This is a genomic window from Thalassomonas sp. RHCl1, from assembly GCF_947387555.1.
In the GTDB taxonomy this organism is placed as follows: domain Bacteria; phylum Pseudomonadota; class Gammaproteobacteria; order Enterobacterales; family Alteromonadaceae; genus Thalassomonas.
This window is the reverse complement of the sequence record NZ_CANDNZ010000004.1, coordinates 216248-238434: the sequence shown is the minus strand read 5'-3', so window position 1 is coordinate 238434 and position 22187 is coordinate 216248. Positions and strand designations below refer to the sequence as shown.

At 46.2% G+C, this 22187-nt stretch carries 24 protein-coding genes; 14 read left to right on the top strand and 10 right to left on the bottom strand.

Annotated features, from left to right (window positions below; translation table 11 throughout):
* Positions 1-330 precede the first annotated feature (330 nt).
* The 6 genes from QL234_RS13940 to QL234_RS13915 all read left to right on the top strand — a co-directional run bounded on the left by QL234_RS13940 (position 331) and on the right by QL234_RS13915 (position 5076).
* Positions 331-603, top strand: a complete 273-nt coding sequence (locus QL234_RS13940) for a SymE family type I addiction module toxin (protein WP_281558438.1) — start codon at positions 331-333, stop codon at positions 601-603.
* Positions 604-831: 228 nt separating this feature from the next.
* On the top strand, positions 832-1251 hold the full coding sequence (locus tag QL234_RS13935) for a hypothetical protein (RefSeq protein WP_281558437.1): 420 nt from the start codon (positions 832-834) through the stop codon (positions 1249-1251).
* 544 nt (positions 1252-1795) lie between these two features.
* A complete protein-coding gene (locus QL234_RS13930) occupies positions 1796-2539 on the top strand; it encodes a transporter substrate-binding domain-containing protein (RefSeq protein WP_281558436.1) in 744 nt (247 codons plus the stop codon).
* A 499-nt stretch (positions 2540-3038) separates the two neighbouring features.
* Positions 3039-3230 (top strand): hypothetical protein, encoded by a 192-nt coding sequence (locus QL234_RS13925; protein WP_281558435.1) that lies wholly within the window; start codon positions 3039-3041, stop codon positions 3228-3230.
* 207 nt (positions 3231-3437) lie between these two features.
* Complete coding sequence (locus tag QL234_RS13920) at positions 3438-3965, top strand: hypothetical protein (RefSeq protein WP_281558434.1); 528 nt, start codon at positions 3438-3440, stop codon at positions 3963-3965.
* Positions 3966-4206: 241 nt separating this feature from the next.
* Positions 4207-5076, top strand: a complete 870-nt coding sequence (locus tag QL234_RS13915) for a PEP-CTERM sorting domain-containing protein (protein ID WP_281558433.1) — start codon at positions 4207-4209, stop codon at positions 5074-5076.
* Between the two features lie 97 nt (positions 5077-5173).
* On the opposite strand, the gene QL234_RS13910 is transcribed toward QL234_RS13915, so the two are convergent.
* Together QL234_RS13910 and QL234_RS13905 are read right to left on the bottom strand one after the other, a co-directional pair.
* The gene (locus tag QL234_RS13910) at positions 5174-7060 is read right to left on the bottom strand and encodes a DUF885 domain-containing protein (protein ID WP_281558432.1); all 1887 of its coding nucleotides are present in this window, start codon (positions 7058-7060) and stop codon (positions 5174-5176) included.
* 136 nt (positions 7061-7196) lie between these two features.
* The gene (locus QL234_RS13905; protein ID WP_281558431.1) at positions 7197-8525 is read right to left on the bottom strand and encodes a hypothetical protein; all 1329 of its coding nucleotides are present in this window, start codon (positions 8523-8525) and stop codon (positions 7197-7199) included.
* Between the two features lie 286 nt (positions 8526-8811).
* Here QL234_RS13905 and glnS point away from each other — a divergent pair, with 286 nt between their 5' ends.
* From glnS to sodX, 5 genes are all read left to right on the top strand, one after another.
* The gene (gene glnS, locus QL234_RS13900) at positions 8812-10485 is read left to right on the top strand and encodes a glutamine--tRNA ligase (RefSeq protein WP_281558430.1); all 1674 of its coding nucleotides are present in this window, start codon (positions 8812-8814) and stop codon (positions 10483-10485) included.
* 331 nt (positions 10486-10816) lie between these two features.
* Positions 10817-11245: a DUF2753 family protein gene (locus tag QL234_RS13895; protein ID WP_281558429.1), complete on the top strand. Its 429-nt coding sequence runs from the start codon at positions 10817-10819 to the stop codon at positions 11243-11245.
* A gap of 13 nt (positions 11246-11258) precedes the next feature.
* A complete protein-coding gene (locus QL234_RS13890; protein ID WP_281558428.1) occupies positions 11259-11486 on the top strand; it encodes a hypothetical protein in 228 nt (75 codons plus the stop codon).
* Positions 11487-11491: 5 nt separating this feature from the next.
* A complete protein-coding gene (locus QL234_RS13885; protein WP_281558427.1) occupies positions 11492-11683 on the top strand; it encodes a hypothetical protein in 192 nt (63 codons plus the stop codon).
* A gap of 26 nt (positions 11684-11709) precedes the next feature.
* Positions 11710-12009: a nickel-type superoxide dismutase maturation protease gene (sodX, locus tag QL234_RS13880; RefSeq protein ID WP_281558628.1), complete on the top strand. Its 300-nt coding sequence runs from the start codon at positions 11710-11712 to the stop codon at positions 12007-12009.
* A 17-nt stretch (positions 12010-12026) separates the two neighbouring features.
* On the opposite strand, the gene QL234_RS13875 is transcribed toward sodX, so the two are convergent.
* Positions 12027-12458 (bottom strand): GFA family protein, encoded by a 432-nt coding sequence (locus tag QL234_RS13875; RefSeq protein WP_281558426.1) that lies wholly within the window; start codon positions 12456-12458, stop codon positions 12027-12029.
* Between the two features lie 230 nt (positions 12459-12688).
* On the bottom strand, positions 12689-13132 hold the full coding sequence (fur, locus tag QL234_RS13870) for a ferric iron uptake transcriptional regulator (protein WP_044835127.1): 444 nt from the start codon (positions 13130-13132) through the stop codon (positions 12689-12691).
* 178 nt (positions 13133-13310) lie between these two features.
* Here fur and QL234_RS13865 point away from each other — a divergent pair, with 178 nt between their 5' ends.
* Positions 13311-13781, top strand: coding sequence for a DUF4442 domain-containing protein (locus QL234_RS13865; protein ID WP_281558425.1), 471 nt, complete (start codon positions 13311-13313; stop codon positions 13779-13781).
* Positions 13782-13853: 72 nt separating this feature from the next.
* On the opposite strand, the gene QL234_RS13860 is transcribed toward QL234_RS13865, so the two are convergent.
* Positions 13854-14765: a LysR substrate-binding domain-containing protein gene (locus QL234_RS13860; RefSeq protein ID WP_281558424.1), complete on the bottom strand. Its 912-nt coding sequence runs from the start codon at positions 14763-14765 to the stop codon at positions 13854-13856.
* A gap of 104 nt (positions 14766-14869) precedes the next feature.
* On the opposite strand from QL234_RS13860, the gene QL234_RS13855 reads away from it, so the two are divergent.
* Positions 14870-15193, top strand: a complete 324-nt coding sequence (locus tag QL234_RS13855; RefSeq protein ID WP_281558423.1) for a hypothetical protein — start codon at positions 14870-14872, stop codon at positions 15191-15193.
* A 165-nt stretch (positions 15194-15358) separates the two neighbouring features.
* The gene (locus tag QL234_RS13850) at positions 15359-16138 is read left to right on the top strand and encodes an ABC transporter substrate-binding protein (protein WP_281558422.1); all 780 of its coding nucleotides are present in this window, start codon (positions 15359-15361) and stop codon (positions 16136-16138) included.
* Positions 16139-16446: 308 nt separating this feature from the next.
* On the opposite strand, the gene QL234_RS13845 is transcribed toward QL234_RS13850, so the two are convergent.
* From QL234_RS13845 to QL234_RS13825, 5 genes are all read right to left on the bottom strand, one after another.
* Complete coding sequence (locus QL234_RS13845; protein ID WP_281558421.1) at positions 16447-17613, bottom strand: AraC family transcriptional regulator; 1167 nt, start codon at positions 17611-17613, stop codon at positions 16447-16449.
* Positions 17614-17695: 82 nt separating this feature from the next.
* Positions 17696-18568, bottom strand: coding sequence for a sugar phosphate isomerase/epimerase (locus QL234_RS13840; protein WP_348650717.1), 873 nt, complete (start codon positions 18566-18568; stop codon positions 17696-17698).
* Between the two features lie 9 nt (positions 18569-18577).
* Complete coding sequence (locus QL234_RS13835) at positions 18578-20311, bottom strand: GMC family oxidoreductase (protein WP_281558420.1); 1734 nt, start codon at positions 20309-20311, stop codon at positions 18578-18580.
* A 67-nt stretch (positions 20312-20378) separates the two neighbouring features.
* Positions 20379-21002 carry a gluconate 2-dehydrogenase subunit 3 family protein gene (locus QL234_RS13830; protein ID WP_281558419.1) on the bottom strand — a complete coding sequence of 208 codons (624 nt, stop codon included), beginning with the start codon at positions 21000-21002 and terminating at the stop codon, positions 20379-20381.
* A gap of 121 nt (positions 21003-21123) precedes the next feature.
* Positions 21124-22104: a sulfite exporter TauE/SafE family protein gene (locus tag QL234_RS13825; RefSeq protein ID WP_281558418.1), complete on the bottom strand. Its 981-nt coding sequence runs from the start codon at positions 22102-22104 to the stop codon at positions 21124-21126.
* Between the last annotated feature and the right edge of the window lie 83 nt (positions 22105-22187).

The following is a 22187-nucleotide window of genomic DNA, read 5'->3' as shown; positions in this document are numbered from 1 at the left end:
GCGCTCATAAATTGATATTATTGTACTTCCATAAACCGATATGACTTTTGTTATGGAATTGATAGCTAGGTTTTAGAGTTGGGGGAAGAAAAAACAGGTGTAAAGGAGATAATCCATACTCTCTAAAAAACCTATGAAATATTAACGGAACGCTGTTGATTTAACCAGTTTGTTAGTCTTTATTTAGTCATACCATAACAAGTGAGAAGGGCCTTTATGTCGTATTCTTTACAAACAATGTTGTATAAATAAGTAAACCAAGTCGCGCCCCCTGAGTGCTCGAAACACCCAGAGGCCGCTAACCAAAACGAACTACGCTAGGAGTCCGTCATGGCTGAATATCATCATACGTCAGAGCTTTGCCCGAAAAAAGCAAAATATCCCACCACCCGGCAACTTACGGTACTGGAAACCGTGCTTAATAGTGTCGTAAAAGTCAGGGGGGCAGGCATCAACTATCTACCGGTGAATCTGCAACCTTGCCTTGTCCTTCAGGGAAAATGGCTGCATCAGGCCGGTTTTCCTATCGGGCAGAAGGTCACGGTGAGCGTGGAAAAAGACAGGTTGGTACTAACACCTGTTTCGCTATCATCTAAAGCATAAACCAAGCAACAGAGGCCAGAATAGGGCTGCTGCGGTTTAAAGCTGTGCAGCAGCTGTAACAGCTAGTGTTCGTGCCCAACCGTTAGTTAGTACCAACACCCCATAAACAGCCTATATGGAGGTCCTTTCTTGTCATTCATCTAATAAAGTAGACAAGGGCTACTTCACTCAATAATATACCCAGGTTGAATAAGTATATTCCTTTTGGGAATAACAAAGAGGTTAAACATGACAGCTATAAATTTTTACTTGCACCGTATCCATATTCTCGGGGCATTTTTCGTATTGGTATCGTTACTGGCGTGGAGCGCCGACTGGTCGGGGGTAGTATATGTTTGCCCTTATTGTCGCCTGCAACGCACCGTGATCGGCATTTTAGGTTTGTTGATGATGTTTAGAGGCTTGCACAATGCCATCACAATTTTTATAGCAAGTGTTATTGGTTTTATGGGGGCACATGTTGCCGCCGCACAAAATTTTATGGGCTGGTTAAAAATCAATAAAGGCACTTTTGAATTTAAAGATGATATTTATCTTGACCCTTTTCTGCTCTCTGGTGCCGCCTTATTTGCCATTATTGCCCAGGTTTGGTTACTGGTGCTCTCTGCCCGTAGCAAAACAATTGAGAGTGAAGCCGGACAGTCATAAACCGACATTGCCAAACCTTGTATTCGCCTAATCCGGGAGCAGTACAACCCTGCTGCTTTTATCAAATCAAAGGGGATCTGGCCAACACTTAGCTGTCATTCAGGGGCGGCTAAGTGCAGCAATTTCACTGCTACCTGAAAACGAAGCACTATACCCCAAAGGTAACCGTGAGTAGTTCAAAGAGGATGTTTGCCGCGTTCTCTCTTAGATTAATTTTTATTTATACTAGCTCTTGTTAAATAACGTATTGATTTCGATTGGCTTTTAGTGGTGAGGTCCAACAAGGTAACTCTAGTTGGGGTGGATAAACTTGCTGCTTAGTCTTGTATAGGGCTTTAAGGTGTCGATATAAGGAGCAAGCCAGCTTGTGTTGCCGACTCTCCGGCTTTTTTTGTTATATCCTTGATGTTGTTATTACCGCCGGTGCTAGCCGCTTTTCAGCATAAACGCTGAAGTGGAAGTGTCCGAAAAATATTTCAATGGTAATTAAGATCTTATATTTATACACTGAGATATACCCGCTCATCATAAATATAAGCGCTGAATGCTGAGATCTGTCTTTGCCTTATTCTTGATGTTGTTAACATCCCTCTCTTCGGTTCTGGCCAGTGAGAAAAGCATTACCGTTGTAGCAGATGACTGGCCGCCGTATGTCGATTTTTCCCACCCCGGCAAAGGTTTGTGCATAGAAGTGGTTAGGGCGGCGTTTGCAACACAAGGTTATGCACTTAAGGTGATTAAAACGTCTTGGGCCAGGGCTATCCATGGGGTTGAACATGGCAAATATGATATTTTACCCAATGCCTGGTTAACACAAGAACGCACCAAATTTCTGTTGTATTCTCAGCCTTATACCAGTAGCCGGCTAAAGTTTATTATCAGAAAAGGCGAGTCTTTTGCGTATAAAGACCTCTCGAGTTTGGATAATAAGGTTGTCGGTATTATCAGTGGCTCCAGCTACGGTCAGGCATTTGATCATGCTAAGAACTTTCAAAGAAATGAAGTGATCAATATGATGCAGAATTTAAAAATGTTGTTGGCTAAACGGATAGATTTGATGATCGAAGATGAGCTTGGCTTTATGGCGACAGTGAATAAAAGGGCGCCTGCTCTGCTGCAGAAAATTGATATCGTTGAACCGGCATTTCTCAATAAACCTTTACATGTTGCTATCGGGCGGAGCCATAAAAGACGCCGGGAAATTATCACCGATTTTAATCTCGGACTTGAACAGATCAGGAAAAACGGGGTGTTAACCGAGATTAAAAAAAGCTATGGTGTGAATTAGCCGGTAAAGCTCTCCAAAAAAGGGCACAAATCCCTAATCGAGTGCACAGCTTATCATCGGCTGTTAATGCTTCTTGCTGTTATGGCCGAAGCCGGAAAAGCTCTTGTCTGGTCGGATGTTTAGCTCGGGCAGTTTATTTATGCTGTGTACTCTCAAACTCTTCAATTTGAATAAGTTAATTTGAAAAAGCAATTAGCGTTTTGTAACTTATTGATTATCTGGTTTTTATAAATTGTTTTCTGCTGGTGTTTTCTTTTGGTTAAAAGCTATTCCGGATACTTTTCCCCCTCATTAACGATCACTTTTTATTGCCTGTGGAATTGACTTAATTAGATCATATTAACGTAAAGAAATTAAGGTTAAATACTGGCATTAGTTATGCTCATGCAAGTAGGCAAACCGTTAATATTGATGACTGATTTAGATCAAAAATATTAACTGATAATTGAGTAAAATTTATTTTGTTGGAATCAATGACCAGATAAAAAGGATGATCTATATGTCGAATTTAATATTGCCGTTAAACGATACTACCCTGGCAAAAGAAAATAATGTCTTAACCCATGGCCGGATCAACGAGCCGGTTTTTATCAACGAAACTAACCAGGCAAGCAGTGCAACCAATAAGGCAGCATTGGCGTTAGAAGTTGAGCTTGACGGGGAGGGAAATTATATTCTTGGTTATAACTAAATATTTGTGATTTGCTCACATAATGAGGAGAACATTTGGAGGCTTTATACTTGTCACCGGATGTTCTCTTATCTTGATATGGAAATAATATAAGCCGTTCAAATGCTAGGCTATTATTTTGCCTGCTGCGATGCACCTCTGTTTTTCTTTACTCTTTTTGGCTTCTGCTACACTCAAAGTAATTCATGACAATAAAGGACTTAGCTTATGCCTGCTTGCCCAAATATCAAAGTGGCTTTTGTTTTACTTTTTGTATTATCTACTTTTCTTGCTGCCTGTAAAAGCACCAGCCCGTTGAAAAGCGCCCAGATATATTGCATGGAAACCGAGCGGGATACTTATAGTGAATGTTTGAGTCACCGCCGGGCCTATCTCGATGCGCGCGAGGAAATCATGACCCGGTTTCGCGAGCAGAAAAAAAATTGTGAAGCCTATGCCGTTCAAAAAAGCGGCGGGAGCAGTAATACCTGCGTCAGCCGCGATAATATGGTGAAGGCGGGCTCGGCAACAGCCTCGGTTACCGGGGGAGTGGACCACAATACCGAGTGCAACGGTAACCTGGCCGGAAGGAGCGCCCGTGATGCCCGTATTACCGCCCTGAGATATGGCTCGAAAAGTGATATAGAAAAACAATGTATGTTGGACATGGGCTGGCAAAGCCATCACTCTTTCAGGCCTGAATTAAAAGCCGTGGCTAAAAAATACGGTTATGCCAAGGAGGAGAATGAAGGTTAGCCTGCTTAGTTTGTAGTTAACCTTTTAGACATAAAGCTTAAATTATTTCTGCCCGAAGGAGATCTACCGATCTCCTTTCATCTGTATTTGACTCTTTGTTGTTGAAACATCTTTTCTATCATATGGATAAACCGGTTTACCTTATTTTCCCTAAATATTATTTGTTGAACACTTCTGGTTTGGTTTTTGCTCATAGCACTATGATGTCAAAAAATTGTTAATCAGTAGTCAGGAGTATTTTATGGACAAAAAATTATCAGCTATAGTGTTTGCCACTACGTGTTTGGGTTTATCTGCAACGGCGAATGCCAGTGAGATTATGTTTGGTTTTGTCGGCGGTAGCTACAGTAGCCAAGGTTACGAAATTGCCAGTATGATAGATTCACTGGACGGGGTAAATGTTACGACACGTTTTCTCAATAGTGAAGCCTATGATGATTTTGACAGCTTTGATCAGTTGTGGGTTTATGATCTTTCCAGTCAAGCCGATAAAAACACTTATCAAATGGCTAATTACCAGGGGATTGCCGACTGGTATAATAACCGCAGTGCGCAGAACCTGATTGCCGATGGCCGTATTCTTTCATCTTCCAGTAGTTATACCAACAGGGGCAATCGCGGGGCAGAGGATTTATGGATCCAAAATTATGCGCAGCAATTGGATGCCTTTGGTGGCGGACTGGTGCTGGGGACAGATCATAATGTTTATAACAGCGGTATCAATGAAATCAATAAACTGATCGGTATTGCCGGTTTTTCAGGAAATTATTACAGCTCGCCATATCAGGCGGTTGTTGATCCTCTGTCGCCGTTTTATGTCGGGTCATTAGATGAGTGTGATCTCTCATCAAGCGAGCAATGTATCAATGACAATTCGTCCACCGGTTTTGCCCCTTCGGGTTTACAGGAAAATGGCCAGTTTTTGACCCCGGTTGCTTACCATGGCACTGTGAGCAATGCCTATGACAAAGTGGCGGTATCATCAAGCATAGGTAGCGTGACTTTCGGCACCCAAGTGCCAGAGCCTGCCAGCCTGGCTTTATTGGGATTAGGTTTGGCGGGGGTTGGCTTGCGCCGCAAAAAGCAGCGCTTGGCGCATAAAAACGGTTAATGCCGTTATTTATTCAGGGTAATAACCCGGTTTGTTTGGCCAACCTGCCACTAAGGCGGCAGTTGGCCGTTTACCGTTTAGTGAACAAGGTAAGCGGTTACTTTCCCTGTAATTGCTCATCAACATAATGCTTGATTTGCTGCTCCAGTACCTGCAGCGGCACTGAGCCATGTTTGAGTACCTGATCATGAAACTCACGTATATCAAACTTTTCCCCTAAGGCCTGCTCGGTTTCGCGGCGCAGGCGTTTGATGGTCAGCTCTCCCATCTTGTAGGAAAGCGCCTGTCCGGGCCAGGAAATATAGCGGTCGACTTCAGTGCGGACATTATGCTTCGACAAGGCGGTATTTTGCTGTAAGAAATCTATCGCCTGCTGGCGGCTCCAGCCTTTGCTGTGAACGCCGGTATCGATTACCAGGCGACAGGCGCGCCACATTTCATAGGTCAGGCGGCCAAAATTACTGTAGGGATCCTGATAAAAGCCGGCTTCTAAGCCCAGATATTCTGAATATAAACCCCAGCCTTCGCCAAACGCCGAAATATAGGAGTAGCGGCGATGGGGAGGTAAATCGCTCAATTCCCGGTTGATGGCGCTTTGTAAATGATGTCCGGGCACCGCTTCATGCAAGGTTAACGCTTCCAGTACGTAAAGCGGTCGGCGATCCAGGCCATATGTATTGAGCCAGTAATAACCCGGTTGGGTGTCCTGGCTCGGGGGAATATAGCGTCCTATGGTATATTTGGGGGCCAGGTGATCAGGGACCGGTGCTACGCCATAAGGGTTGCGGGGTAAATGTTTAAATAGTGCCGGCAGCTTGGCATCCATTTTTTTCGCGATATAGGCCGCTTCTTTTAACAGTTCCTCGGCGCTTGTTGCGTAAAACTGCGGATCGGTGCGCAGGAAGTTAACAAAGGCGGCAAAATCCCCGTCAAAATTAAGGGAAGTGATGATCTGCTGCATTTCGTTGCGGATGCGTTTTACTTCCTGCATGCCCAAATTAAAGATCTGATCCGGGGTTTTATCTGTGGTGGTGTAGTATTTTACCCGGTTTTGGTAAAAATCCGCGCCGTCAGGTGTCGCGCTTAACCCCAAGGTTTTCCTGGCCTGCGGAATATAGCTGCTTACCATAAAGTCATAAAAGTCCTGATAGGCGGGGATCACCTTTTTTGCGAGCAGTGTCAGCGCTTGTTGTTGCAACTGCTGAAAATCTTGCTGGCTGATATCTGCGGACTGCTTTTTGAACGGGGCGTATAATACGCTGCTGGCCGGATCGTCATCAATAAAGGCGGCGATGCCTTGCTCATAGCCGGATAACACTGCACTGGGCAAGGTTCTGCCTGTAGCCAGCCCCTGGCGCATCCAGTGAATTTGCTGAGCAAAATAGCGGGGCAGGGCTTCCAGGCGGCTCAGGTAATTGTGGTAATCTTTGCTCTTGGCAAAGGGCATGCCTTTAACGGTAAAGGTAAAATCGGAGTGAAAGCCCGACTCTGCCAAAATAGGCACATAGTGTTTTTTATATTTGTACAGGCTGATGTCGTTATCCAGCTGGCGCAGCAAGATGTCCAGGTTGATGATATTTTCCTGGGACAATTGCTGCCTGTCTATAGCCTCAAGGCGGCTGACATAGCCAAGTAATTGCTTGTTTTTCTCTGCCAGAGCTTCTGGGGAGAAGTCCGGCAACAAGTGGTTATAGCGGTTATCGCCGGACTTGGTAGCTTTGAAAGGATCGACTTTCAGGCGGTATTGCCAAATTTCATCCATTAAGGCGTTTAAGCGGATGTTTTCCTGATTAAGCACTTGCACGTTTGCCGGGGATTTTATCTGCTGTGTTTGCTCTGCGCTTGTTGAAAGCGGCGTTGCTGACTGGCAGGCGCTTAACAAAGGCAGGGCGCACAATAATGGCAGCAGAGCGCCTTTATGGCTGGCGGTTTTTGTCTGGTGCTGTGCTCCCCGAGGGAGCCGCTGACGGAGGTTTTTATTCATGTTATTCCCGTAATTATTAATGGTTGCTTCAGGACATTTGCATAAAAAGCAGTGCAGCTAAGGCCCTGGGCTTAAGTGTTAGTATTTCTTTTCTGTGTTTGCCCGGGGGCGGTATTCTTATTCAATCGTGCTGGTGTTATTGACCGTTTGCCTGTCTTTGCTGGTACTCATCTATTTGATTTTCTAGCGATTCTCTATACGGCGATGAGGCGAGAAAGTTTGCTGCTTTTTGCTCGCTTTCACGTTCAAGCGCCTGGTAAATATTAAAAGAAAGTTGCTGTTTATCTTTGTCGTCGGACAGGCGTTCAAGGTGTTCGATAACAAAGTCAGGATGTTCATAAACACTGGTTTCCAGCAGGATCTTGGCCGATGTTTCATTGTCTATGTCTACTTGCTGTTCAAGCCAGTTTAAAGTGGCACTTGGATCGTTTCTACCCCATTGAGAAATTATCTGCTCGCTTGCCGATTGTTTATCTTGTTCATCTGCCTGGCTGATATACCAGCTGGCGGCAGCTAACGGCTGGGTGAACATCCAGCTTCCGAGCACTTCTTGTTGCAGGGCTTTTTTATCCTCTTCGTTTTCTATGTTGTCGAGCCAGGCAACGGTATCCTGGGGATTTTTCATGGTCCAGGTGGACAGCACCGAGCTTTGAATACGCCTGTCATCCAGTGCTTTGGTTTGTTCAAGAAAATGAGCGAATTGCTCTTTGTCGGTAAAGGCAGAGGTAATACCGCTAACGGCCATCATGGTATTGTTTTTGTGGCCTGAAATATCTGCGAGTTTGCTGATGGCGTCATCTAAATCCTGGTTGGCTAAACCGTTAAAAATAGCCATTAAACCGGCTGAGTTGGCGCTAAAAGCCCCCTGATTCGGGTTGTTTTCCTGGCTGTTGAGGTACCAGTTGTAGGCACCTTGTGGATCCTGTTTCGACCAGGCACCGATAACAGAGGCCATGGCTGCCATTTTGGTCTGTGATGAGCTGATGTTATCTTCGGTGAAAGCAATCGCCTGCTGCGGATTTAACTCGGCGTAACGCCCGAGTATCAACATCAGCGGCATCATATTGTTTGCCTGCTCCAGTTCATTTTTTAACAGCGACAGACTCTCCAGAACATCCTGCTCGGAGAAGGTTTGCACCAGCAGATAGGATTGGGCTATGCCTTCCATATCCATCAGCATATTGCCATCACCGAGCAGGGATTTTATCTGCACCAGGGAATCTTTTACCTCAGCGGGAGCCGGGGCGCTTGGTGACGCTGTTTGTTTTACCACCAGCGCTGTACTGACACTTTGTTCATTATTGCCGGCTAGCTGAGTGGCGGTATTGCTTTGCACCCGGGATTGGGCAAATGTCGGCTGCTGCCCGCTTGTTTGAGATTGGGGCGCAGGACTTAGCTGGTATCCCAATAAAAACGCCAGGGCAAGCGAAGCCGGCCATAAGGCGAACAATCCTTTTTTCATCATGATAATTTATTGTAAATTGAGGAGAAACGCCTCGGATGTTATCAATATTACCCGGGGTAAACAAGGCAGAGCAAGCCGGGAGAGCCAAGGCGCATCAACAGATTAAATTGCTTTTATAAAAATGTGCTGCAGCAAGCGGGAATATTTCTCTGTCGGGTACTTTAAAAAGGTAATTGTTATCCCCACTTCAATAAAATTAAACCCTTTGCTAGGGGTTAGCGAAATTGCTTGATATAATCCCCGTTTATATCAATATCTGCCTAAGGTCATTTTAGAGGTTAATTAGATGTCGGAAACTGAGAGCCGTCCAACAAATTTTATTCGTCAAATCATAGACACGGATCTTGCCCAGGGCAAGCATACATCGGTGCAAACCCGGTTTCCGCCCGAGCCGAACGGCTATTTGCATATCGGCCATGCTAAAGCCATATGTTTAAACTTTGGTATCGCCCAGGACTATGACGGTTTATGTAATCTCAGGTTCGATGACACTAATCCGGAAAAAGAAGATATCGATTACGTGCACGCCATTGAAAAAGATGTTCACTGGTTAGGCTACGAGTGGGCCGGAGATGTGCATTATTCTTCCGATTATTTCGACCAGCTGCACGGTTATGCGGTTGAGCTGATTGAAAAAGGCCTGGCTTATGTTTGTTTCTTAAACGGCGAACAAACCCGAGAATATCGCGGCACTTTGAAAGAGCCGGGTAAAAACAGCCCGTACCGGGATACCAGCGTTGAAGAAAACCTGGCCTTGTTTGAAAAAATGCGTAACGGTGAGTTTAAAGAAGGTGAGTGTTCACTGCGCGCCAAGATCGATATGGCCTCGAGCTTTATGTGTATGCGCGACCCGATCATTTACCGGGTGAAATTCGCCCATCACCACCAAACCGGTGACAAATGGTGTATCTATCCCATGTATGATTTCACTCACTGTATCTCGGATGCGATTGAGGGGATCACCCATTCTTTATGCTCATTAGAGTTCCAGGATAACCGCCGTTTATACGACTGGGTCATTGATAATATCTCAATTAAAACCCAGCCAAGACAATACGAATTCTCACGCTTGAATCTTGAATATACCGTGATGAGTAAGCGTAAGCTTAACTCATTGGTGGAAGAAAACCTGGTTAGCGGCTGGGACGACCCGCGTATGCCGACCATTGCCGCTTTCCGCCGCCGCGGTTATACCCCGGCGTCTATCCGTGAGTTTGCCAAGCGCATCGGTGTCACTAAGATGGACAACACGGTGGAAATGAGCGTGCTTGAAGCCTGTATCCGCGAAGATCTGAACGACAATGCCCCGCGCGCCATGGCGGTGCTTGACCCGATCAAAGTGGTAATAGAGAACTTTGACCAGGATAAGGTGGAAACCCTGAATGTTAAAAATCATCCCAGCGATGAAAGTCAGGGTACCCGGGAAGTGCCGTTTACCCGTGAACTTTATATCGAAGCGGAAGATTTCCGTGAAGAAGCCAACAAAAAATACAAACGCCTGGTATTAGGCAAAGAAGTACGCTTGCGCGGCGCCTATGTCATTAAAGCCGAGCGTTTTGAAACCGACGACCAGGGCAAGGTGACTACGGTTTACTGCAGTTATGATCCTGAAACCTTAGGAAAAAATCCTGCCGACGGCCGTAAGGTGAAAGGTGTTATTCATTGGGTATCTGCCAGTGAAGCCCTGGATGCGGAAGTGCGTTTATATGACCGCTTATTTACCGTGCCAAATCCGGGCGCGGCGGATGATTTCCATAGCGTGATGAACGATGAGTCACTGATCGTGATTGAACATGCCAAGGTAGAGCCTTACCTGGTTAATGCCAAGCCGGAAGCTGCTTTCCAGTTTGAACGCCAGGGTTATTTCTGTCTGGATAACCAGGACAGTGTCGAAGGCAAGCTGGTGTTTAACCGCACCGTTGGCCTCAGAGATACCTGGGCTAAAATCGAAGCGAAATAAGAGTGCTGTAGCTTTAGTTGATACTTTAGCTAGCCTTTAAGTAAAGCCACCCGGGCCTATGGTCCGGGTGGCTTTTTTTATCGCGATAAAAACTTTAGCTGCCCGGTTTCGCTTAACAGGGATGCTGTTAAGGGGAATTGGTTTGAGATGGAAAATAACCTCATTTAACACTAGACAACACAAATGATAATTATTATCATTTGTGTTATCGGCGTTATGCAAGTGATTCTTTTTTATTGATATCCAGCGCCGGAAAAAGATCTGTTCCTGACTCAGTGAAGGTTTGGTGCAGGTAAAGTGAATGATTGAGCAGCTTTTAAAGGACGTCTATATGATTGGGTGGCAGGACTTGCTGGGTAATGGCAACAGGTGTTTTGACAATAAAGATTATTTGCAAGCCGAATATTATTATCAGCAGGCGCAATCATATCTGGATGAATTATGGATGCAGGACGGCAAGAACAGTATTTTATTAACCGCCTGGATCAAGGCGTCACACCGGCTGGCGAGTTTGTTTGAAGATCAGGGAAATGCACAACTGGCCTTAGCCTATTTACAGCTTCCGCACCAGCGGGTGTTAACCATAAGCCAAGACCAGGATTATGATGAAGACATGCGCCTTATTGCCCTGAGTGCATTAAGGCTGACCTTAGCGGCTCTGTTGGAGTTTGCACAAAGACATCCTATTTGCGAAAACTGTTTGAGGCAATTAACCGAGCTGGAAGCGCAGATCAGCCTGGGCCGCCCCAAGTTACATTGAGGATACAGAAGCTATGATGAAATTTAACTCTTTACTGTGCATGATAATGTTATTGGTCAGCTTTACCGTGCGGGCACATGGCGGTCATGATCATCAGGCGCCCGAGGCAACACTAATCCACCTGTTGTGGATTATCCCGGGTATTATTGCCCTGGCGGTTGTGGCGGGCAGAATCTATCTGAACTCGCTGAGCAAAGCGTATAACATCAATCAGGCAAAAACCAAGAAATATCAAGGATAAAGCGAATGTTCTATCAAGTTATTGCTCTTTTAGACAAAAAATTTAACATCGCCACCGTATCAGCATACAGTGATAGTGCGGAAAAAAGTGCTCTGCTGGCCGGGCACCTTGAGCAGACTCAGCCAAGCCCCTGTTCATCCTTCTTCGAAGATCCCTTGAACTTTTCCGGCAGTGCCTGTGACGGGGGGATATTTTGATTTTCTTCGGCTTTAAACTCTGGAAAGTGCAGGGGCACAGTATGTTTCCCCGTATACCCCAGTCCAGTTATGTGCTGGTCAATCACTGGTTCAGGCTCAGACCCCTGGAAGTGGAGCAAACGGTTTTAATCCAGCATCCCCAGCTTGGCTTGATTATAAAAAAAATTGCCCTGATTGACCGCAATGGCCTGATCTGGAGTAAAGGCGAAAATCCTGCCAGCATTTCCGTTGAACAATTTGGCCCGGTTAATAAAAACCAGGTGATTGGCCGGGTGCTTAAGGTCTTTAAAAAGCCCGAGAACTATCGCGCACCAGAGGCATTATAGCCGACAGTATCATCAGGTTAAGACGATTCCCGTTGCAAGACTTTATCTAAGGTTGCCATATCCGGCATTTCTTCATATTGCACGCCATCATCGCCGATAACGTCCCACTGGCATTTGGAGCCGACAAACAGGTGGGCGGCTACCTTAATATCACTCTCTTCTTCAAGTAAACCCACAGGTATCCAGTACTGTTTTTGGTTGTTCATCAGGTGAGGCACCGTACTGCCGCAATTTTGACAAAAATCCGATCTAAATCCGGTTTCGGTTTGGTAAGAGGATATAAGTTGCTCTCCCGAGTGCCATGAAAATTGCTCGCGGGATAAAAACATCGCACTATCTGAGGATGAACCGGTTAACTTGCGGCATAAGGAGCAGTGGCACTGGTAGATATTGGGGAGTGTGCCGGTAATGGCAAAGGTGACTTTGCCGCATAAACATTTTCCGTTCACGGGATTTCCTTAAAGGTTATTAAAGGTTTAAAACAAATTGTACGGGGGAAGCGGAGCAAGGGCAATTCTAGAGCCAAATACAGACAAGGTTATGCAGCTTGTTTTATGTTCAGGTATTTTACCTGTGATTGAAAAAACGGCCTGGATGAGGGGTTGTCGTCACAAAGTTCTTTCAGTAAGTCAGGGGTAATAAAAAACCGGCAGTGCCGGTTTTTTATTAAAGCAAATCTTTAGTGATTTTCTTTACGGTATGCTTCGCATGCCTGGGTATCTTCACACTCGCCGTAGAGGTACAGGCTGTGGTTGGTCAGCTTAATATTGTGAGACTTAGCAATGTCCAGCTGGCGCTGCTCAATGGTATCGTCTTCAAATTCAACCACTTTACCGCATTTTAAACACACCAGGTGATCGTGGTGTTTTTTATGGGACAATTCAAAAACCGACTTGCCTCCTTCGAAGTGGTGACGGGTGACGATCCCGGCATCATCAAATTGGTTTAATACCCGATAGACGGTGGCTAAGCCAATTTCTTCCTGTTGATCTAATAAAATCTTATAGACATCTTCAGCGCTGATATGCTGATTTTTAGGGTCCTGAAGAATGCTGAGAATTTTGATCCGGGGTAAGGTGATTTTTAAGCCGGCTCTTTTTAGCTCTTCGTTTTGATCTGGCATCTACTGTCTCTGAACGATAATTTTTTATGAGCAAAATTATAGGGGGTTATTGCATAGGTTAAAAGCCTTTGTTGCCTTTCGTGTAAATTTAGTAGTAATTATTCTATGAATTGATGATAATCCGCCTGGTACGATGAGTTGTATTGAAGGATAAAAAGTTGTTATTAGGTAGTTTTCAATGAATTTAATGTTTAAAAAAGCCTGGGTGATGCGCTGGGCGCTTAATTTATGGCCGCCGATATTTTTTAGCGGCATTAAAATCAAGCATTTGTCAGCAGATTATCGATCGGCGCAGGCAACACTGACCATGCGGCCATGGAATACCAATGCCATGGGGGCGCATTTTGGCGGCTCTTTGTATGCGATGACAGATCCCTGCTATATGCTGATGTTGATGGCGCAGCTGGGCAAAGATTATGTTGTCTGGGACAAATCTGCAGATATTGATTATATCAAACCGGGCAAAGGGCTGGTGACGGCTGATTTTCTGATCAGCGAAGCCTTGCTGGACGACATCATCAAAAATACCGCCAATGGTGATAAATACCTGCCGCAATTACCGGTTTATGTCAAAGATGCCCAGGGGGATGTTGTCGCTAAGGTTAACCGTACCTTGTACATTCGACGCAAACAAAATCGTCATAAGTAAATCGACTTTTAAGCGGGCGCCGGGGTTATTTTTCTTAAGTGAACTCTTGAGTGAAAATAATCCCGCGCCGTTTTAACACTTATCATTACTAATGGTTATATGCCTTTCCAGCAGTGACTTTAGCCAGGCTTCAAAGCGTTTAATTTTCTCCCAGTGAAAATGATGGGCGGGCGCCACCAGGTATAAGGTTTTTGGCGTGATATAAGCGTAATCAAGCACATTGACTAAATTGCCGTTTTTTATATGCTCCGCCACCAGGACTTTACTGACAAATGCCATCCCCTGACCGGCCAGTACATGTTGAATGATAGGCACGGCGTCCGTGGTTTTGAGTTTCGCTTTTAATCGGTCACGTTTTACCTGGTACCTCAGGCAAAAGTCTGCAACGGCTTCTTCAATATCGCTACTGGTATCTTCAAGCAAGGGGATAGCTAAAATGCTTGCCAGATCCACCTTGTTTGCCGGTAATAGCCTGGGACAGGCGACAAGCATAATGGCATCATCAATCAGCTTTCTGCTTTCAAGCCCGGGGTAAGTGCCCAGCCCCCGGCGAATGGCAATATCAATATCGGTATCATTAAAAGAGTCCAGGCGGTTGTTGGGGGAAAACTGGATACTGAGTTGCGGATGGTGCTGTTGAAAGTCATGAATTTTTGGGATCAGCAACAAAGAGGTGGTGGAATGCAGTGCACTGATCCTTAAGTTGTTGGCATTGGGCTCAAAGGAAAGGGCATGGATCCCAGAGCTGATTTGTTCAAAGGCCTGTTCAATATAGGGCAGCAATAACGCTCCCTTGGCGCTGAGGCGGGTGTGTTTAGCTTCCCGTTCAAATAACTTGCAGTTCAGATGTTGCTCCAACAGGCGAATTTGTTGGCTCACGGCGGCCTGGGTAACAAACAGCTGCTCAGCGGCGGCTTTAAAGCTGCCGTTACGGGCGGCGCAAAGGAAGACCTGTAACGATTTTAATGGTGGTAATGATTTCATGGCTTAAGAAAAACTTAATTGTTGTTAATTTTATATCGTTTGTAGCACAGGAAAACAAGCGCTAATTTAATAACCGAGTTTAGTTATTTTTAATTGAGGTTATTATGAAATATTTGGCCGTGATAGCAATATTTGTGACATCTGCACTGATGGGAACCATCGCACAGGCGAATGCGGATAAAGTTTATTCCGCCCAGGGTTATCCCTATAAGTTACTGATCAACCGTGCTGATGAAGTTAAGATTTTCTATCGTGAACATAAAACCGGCATTAGTTGCCATGTGGAAGTATCCCGTAACAGGGAAAAAATGACTTCAGTGAAGGTCGAGGTCACTGCTGAGCAATTTGAACAGTTGCCGTTGGCGAGCTGCTTGCCGAGAAAAGCGGCTAAAACCCTATTAGCCAATACCTTCAGCCAATACCTTTAGCAAGAGTTGTAATATCTCCCTTGGATGACGGGTAAAAAAATCCCGGTGAAAGTGCCGGGATTTTTCCTGGCTGATATTGATATAAAGACGGCTTTGACCGGTAAAACGGCAATCGGGAGGTTTAAGCATTATAGTAATAGTTATTGGCAGGGCTGATTATCGGGTGTGAGTAGTATTTTGTTTGTTCACAAAATCCTGGCGTTATCTACTTTTATTTTTAGTGTATTAACTTACCCATTTGTTAATGAAGAGCCAGGAAACAATAACACCGAGCAAGTGATCACCATTTTGGCTCTGGATATCCCGGGGTTACATAACCCGGATGGCCGGGGGGCCTATGATGTGATTATTAAAAAAGTCCTGGCAGGCCAGTTTGCTATTGATATTCAACCTCTGCCGCCGAAAAGATCGCTTGTTTACTTTGACCGCTGTGAGCATTGTTGCTTCAGCCCGGGTAACACCGATGGCAACTTTTATAATTTTAGTGAGGAAGTCAGAGAAACAGAGCCGATGGCAGTGGCCAAGATTTTTATTTTCAGTGATTATGGCCGTGAGCCTTTCAGGCATTTAAGCGAACTTGAAGGTAAGGAAGTTGGGATACGCCTGGGGATGCCGCTCAGCCATAATATTATCGAATCGATCGATAAGAAAAAGTTTAATGTGCAATATGCCGCGAGCCTGGAAGCAAACCTGACCCGGCTTAAGCTCGGCAGAGTGGAAGCGGCGCTTGGCTGGTTTCCTGATTCGGATCTGCTCTTTGCACAAAATAAAATGAAGCCCTATCCGCATAATAAAGCTTTTCCGGTAGCGGTTCATCATGATGCTCTGGCTTGTAAGGGCGTACCCGAACGTTTTTTTCAAGTTTTTAATCAAGGGATTCAGGCTTTAAGGGCAAGTGGCGAGCTGCAACGGCTCATTGGCCCGAGTTATGCTGAACCTCAGTAAACTTATTCTTTTTGGCTCGTGTGACATCCAGTACTGTTTTTTCGGATAATATGTCCCCCAGATCTGTCTTGCTTATTTTTGCCAACCCTGTGATTGGGCTGAGCGCAATGGGCAGGTTAAGCAGGACGCTTTTAACTCTTTGCCTTGGTTGTTGTCGGCGGGCACCAAGCCGGTGCTGTGTTGGCAGGCATAAAATGAAATCCTTCAATATGCAGTATTTTGTCCGGCTTATCTCTTAACCGTCAGTTGCTAAAGTTGAACGGTGCCGGCCTGTCTGCCGGCGCTCAGGTGTTTTTTATCGCGGGCTTTTAAGAGTTTAATTGCTGTTGCCGGTATTGGCTGGGGGTCAGGCCGACAATTTTTTTGAAGAAGGTATTAAAGGTGGCTTTGCTGTTAAAGCCGGCCTGAGCCATGATTTCCAGCATAGTGGTTTTGCGGTGAGCTTCATGTTCCAGCAGCGTCTTGGATTCGTCGATGCGGTAGCCGTTAATAAACTCGAAAAAGTTTTGCTTGAAATGGCGGTTGATGAGCTGGGATAGCTGTCTGGAGGGCATATTCAGCTGGGCCGCCAGGTTATCCAGGGTTAACAGGCGGTTGAGATAAGGTTTATGTTCACGCATATAAGTCCTCAATCTGTCGATATGCTCCGGGTTTATCGGCTGTTTCTCCTGTGTTTGCTCTGCCAGTGCTTTTTGGGGTTCTATACCGGAAAACAAATTGGACAGGCTCATATTGAAAAATATCAAAAAGCTGATTAAAAACATCACCATAAAATTAGCGATTTGTCCCAGTAGGGCATAATCAATCTGGATGCTTAATTCAACCGAGGAAATTACCGCCAAGGTCACCAACACCGCCTGGATGCGGATCACTAAAAATCCCAGTACCAGGATTTTTAGCCAGGTCAGATCAAATGCTTCGATATCGGCATATTCGTTTTTGATTTGCCTTTGATATTGCTGCAATTCCAGCAGGCAAAGTACGCCGCAAAAAGTACGGAAACACTCCCGAAACAGGTTGATAAAACGTTTGTAGGCGGGCTCGGCACTGAGTTCATAACCGTTTAACAACGCCAGCTTGGTCTGGGTATCGAGCAGGTACCAGTTATCGGTTTCGTAAATCAGATAGAACATTAGTGGCAACAGGTATAACAGATCGCTGCGCTTAAAGGTGAAGTTCTTGTAAATCAGGGATCTGACATAAAACAGCAATAACACCGCTTCGAGCCAGTAGGCGCTGCCAAAGGTATAAAAAATGTTCGGGGAATAATCGATGGCAAAGCGGCGAAAGGCTTCTCCGAAATTAATCAGGGTGTCCAGGGGGATCGCCGCATAAGCGCATAAAAACAAGGCCAGCAGCACATTACTTTGCTTTTTCCCTTTCTTGAGGAGCACTAAAAATACGGCAAACAGCAGGCACTGATAAAGGGTAAACAGCAGCGCCAGGTCCAGGGTGTTATATAAAACGGTGCTCATCTTTCAGGTCCTAAGGGGCAGGGCCCCTGAACGGGTTATTGTTTAATTAGCTTTTTTATAAATTAGCCGCTGTTTTGTCTCTTTATAATTGATGAATATAACGCTCAAGTCCCTTTTTCGAGCGGGCAATGGCGCCTATCGGCGTTAAATTGCCGGGATACTCTTCCTGTTCAATCACTATCCATTTGGTGCCGCCGACACTGATATTGGCCTTAAGCAGGGCGAGCCAGTCTATGGTGTCTTCTCCTATCAGCGGCAGTTTCCCTTTAACCCCTTCGGGCAAGCGTACTTTGTAGTGGGTGGTGAAAGTTCTGCCCGGATATTTTTTAACGTAATCTACCGGATCCTTACCGGCATAGGTGGTCCAGCCGACATCCTGTTGTAACACCACAGAATCTGAGGTATGGCGCGCCAGATAATCCCAGTAGGTGCTGCCCTGAAAGTCATTAAATTCCTTCTCGTGGTTATGAAATCCGGTTTTGATGTTATAGGGGGCGAGCTTTTTATCCAGCTTGTTGAGCAAGCTGACTACCTCTTTGATACCTTGTGGGTGCCAGGCGCGCTCATCCCAACCTATGATCAGGGTATCCGGGGCCAGCTGGCGGTAAAATGCCAGGGTCTGCTCGAAGTTTTTGTCATTAAGGGCTTCAAAGGAGACATGGGCGCCGCTGACTTTGAGGTTGAGGGAGTCCAGATAAGCTTTAAGCCCGGCGGGGTTTTGCTGGTACGGACCGAATTCACCGGCCAATTCAACCGCACTAAAGCCCATATCGGATAATTGCTTTAAGGTGTGTTGGAAATCGCTTTTCAGGAGATCTTTAACCGACCAAAGTTGTACGCTTAATAGCGGGACAGCTTTGCTTTCGCCTGACTTGAGGTTATGGCCGACGGCGCTGTTGAACATGCCCGGTATCAGGGCAAGTAGTACATACATGAATTTTTTATATTTTTTCATTTTTTTTCCTTATATTCTTTTGGCGTTCATTTCTTTGGCGCAGTAATCAACCGCCCGTACGGTTAAGGCCATAAAGGTCAGTGACGGATTGGCCACGGCGCTTGAGCAAAAGCTGGCGCCGTCGGTGACAAACAGGTTCGGGATATCATGGCTCTGGTTATAGGCATTTAATACCGACTGCTTGGCATCGGCCCCCATACGGGCGGTGCCGACTTCATGTATGGCAAGGCCCGGCGCTTTAGTGTCTGTGGTGACGCTGGCGTGGACATTTTTCAGCCCCGCCTTGAGCAGCATCTCTTTGCCGGTTTCGGCGGCATCCTGCATCATCAGGATTTCATTTTCCGACCATTTGCAGTTGATATGCAGCTGGGGTATGCCCCATTTATCTGTTTTTGTCGGGTGTAAGCTGACGCTGTTTTCATATCTGGGCAGCATTTCTCCCTGGGCATAAAGGGTCATATGCCAGGGGCCTGCCTGGGTTAATCTGTTTTTAAATTCGGCGCCGATACCGTCGGACCAGCCGCTGCTTTGCCAGTTGCTGCGTGATGAGCCGCCGCCGAAGGCATAACCCCGCAAGTATTTTTTGCTGTATTTGTCAGGACGGTATTGAAAGTTCGGCACCATAATGCCGGAAGGACGGCGGCCGGAATAATACTCGTCTTCAAAACCTTCGAACTCACCGCGGATCACGGCATTGTAGTTATGATCCATCAGGTAATGCCCCAGTACTCCCGAGCTGTTGGCCAGGCCGTTGGGGAAGGTTTTGGTTTTCGAGTTAAGTAAAATCTGGGTTGAACCCAAAGTGGAAGCGCACAGGAAAACCACCCGGGCAAAATATTCCCGGGTTTTTAAGGTGTCGTTGTCTATCACCCGGACTCCTTTTACCCGGTTGCTTTTTTCATCATAGATCAGGCTGTGCACTACGCTGTTGGGGGCGATATGTAAGTTGCCGGTTTTAGCTGCCGCCGGCAAAGTTGAGCTTTGGCTGGAAAAATAGCCGCCGAAGGAGCAGCCTTTCTGGCATTCATCTCTGGCCATGCACTGGCCCCGTCCCTGGCTGAGATGAAACTCACTCGGTTTGGTTAAATGGGCGGTGCGCCCCATGATCAGTGTGCGCTCCGGATAATGTTTTTCAATGCTGGCTTTTAACTGTTTCTCCGGTGATGTCATCTCAAACGGCGGTAAAAACTCACCGTCGGGTAGCTGCTCCAGCTGCTCGGGTGAGCCGCTGATACCGGCGTGTTTTTCTACTTTACTGTACCAGGGGGCGAGATCTTTATAGCGTATCGGCCAGTCGATGCCGTGTCCGTCTGCCTTGTTGGCGTTAAAGTCAAAATCACTGTAGCGGTAAGACTGGCGGTGCCAGAGCAGGGATTTTCCCCCCAACTGATTGGCACGGATCCAGCTAAAGTCGGTGCCGGTTTCGGTAGAATAAGGCAGGTCGCGGTCATTGCCGAAAAAGTGTTTGGTGGCATCATTAAAGGCATAACATTGTTTTTGTATCCGGTATTGTTCCTCCACCAGGAGGTTATCGACCTTCATCCGGTTGGCAAACTGCCACGGACCTTTGCCTTCCCCGATATAGTCTTTTCTGTGTTCTACCACCCGGCCCCTTTCTATTATCAGGGTTTTATAGCCGCGCTCGCAAAACTCTTTTGCCGCCCAGCCGCCGGTAATGCCTGAGCCTACCACCAGGACGTCGAAATGCTCTTTGGTTTCATTGATATAGAGTTTATCTTTCATTCATTTAAGCCATTATTTTTTATTCATTTAAGTTATGGTTTTTTTGCTGACGAGCATGCGGGCAGCGCTAATAATAGGACAGGGAACCCCAGGCCTTACTGTTTTCGTCATAGGGGATAGAACCCCGGAAGCCACCGGGAACTGCCTGGTAATTTAATGCCTGTGTCGCGCCGGCTTCTGAGGTGAAATAACCAAAAACAATTAACGCCTTAAGAAATTTAAACTGTGTTTTGTCTTCCAGGGTAAAACCTGATGTGCTTTCGATATCAAGTAATAATGCCCTCTGTTCTTGCTGAGGCAGGCGTGCAAATTCCTGGCGGTAGGTGTGCCTGCTTTGCCTGCTGATGGTGTCGAGAATGTCGCAGCACTGTTTTTGTTGTTTTTGCTCAAAACAGTGAAATAACTGATGATCGGCAAAACCGTGGCAGTCGAGCTCACTGCCGCTTGGCGTGTCTGTGCGGGGTAAAATGGTATCGCAGACCTTGGCCAGTAAAGTTAGTTGCGCCCGGGTAAAGATCAAGCCTGTTTTATCTTTTATTCCCGGCTCTGCGCTATAGGCCAGGGCGACGGATAACCCGTTTCCTGCGACTAAGCCGGCGGCGGTGGCGCTGCCCAGGGCCAGGGTTAATTGCCGGATAAAATCCCGGCGTTTATGGTTTTTTACGCCCGGTTGTTGTTGCTTGGCTGTCATAGTCAATACCTCCTCTTTTTTGCCGACGGCACTTTTTTTGGCCGACAGTTATCCCTTACCGGCCTCTGGTGAGGCAGCAATAACGAAAGGGACTTGTTTTGTACTTTTTTCGGTTTGGACTTTAGCCGGCAAAGCCCATCAATAAAATCCACAGCGCCAGCAGGAATTTAAGCCTTAGCGGCGGAATTTTTGCTACCAGGGCTTTAGCCACCAGGCCGCCGATAACGGCCCCCGGTCCGGCATACAGCGCCAGTTGCCATACCGGCTGATAACTGAGCCAGCCGGTGGTTAAGCCATTTAAGGTCAAGGCGGCCGACCACACGGAAATGGCGGTTACCACTATGGCGCAGGCAAGTGACAGCTGGATATTGAAACCTCTGATCAGCAGGTAAAACACTAACAGTTCACCTACCCCTACCGATAAACAGGCGGTGATCACCCCGCCGAAATAACCGATAAAGAGCAGGCAAAGGTAATCTATTTTCTTCAGCCCACCAGGCATTGTCAGGGCATTTGTTTGCGATGAGCGTCGGGTAAGTAACAGTTGACATAACAAGCTTGCGCCAAGGGCAATCGAGAAAATACTGAATAGTTTTGGCAGGCTGCCCGGCGGGGTAAAATCGCCGGTATAGGCGTTATAAATACCGGCCACAGAGCACAGTGAGGTAATGGCGACCACAGGTAAAAAGGGTTGCCAGTGGTTTAACTGCTCAGGCGCTTGTTCTACGCCGGTGTTTTTGATGGCATTACGGTAATGCAAGCACCAGGTAATGGCGCCTGCGGTCATGCCAAAACATTGAATGGTGAAGCTGGTGGATAAGGCCTGGGCCTCACTTAAGCCTAAGGAGTTAAATACCGGAATAAAGACCACGCCGCCGCCGGCACCGGATAAATTGGCAAAAACAGCGCCAAGGATCCCCAGTAAGGTATATAAAACCGAGTCCAGCAACTGCATGAGCAGCTGTTCCAGTCCGCCGCTTTGTGCCCAGTTGGACAGTAGCAAATAGCTGCTTAGCGTGACGAATGCCAGGGACTTCTTCCGTGTTTTCCAGTTTGTCTGCATATTATTTTTATTATGGAAATATAACGCCTTGGCTAACATATTACCTCTACTTTACCTTGAAGAAAATCGTTTAATTAAACATCTTGATCTTAAGTGCACATCTCTCTAAGCTGGTTTTAATT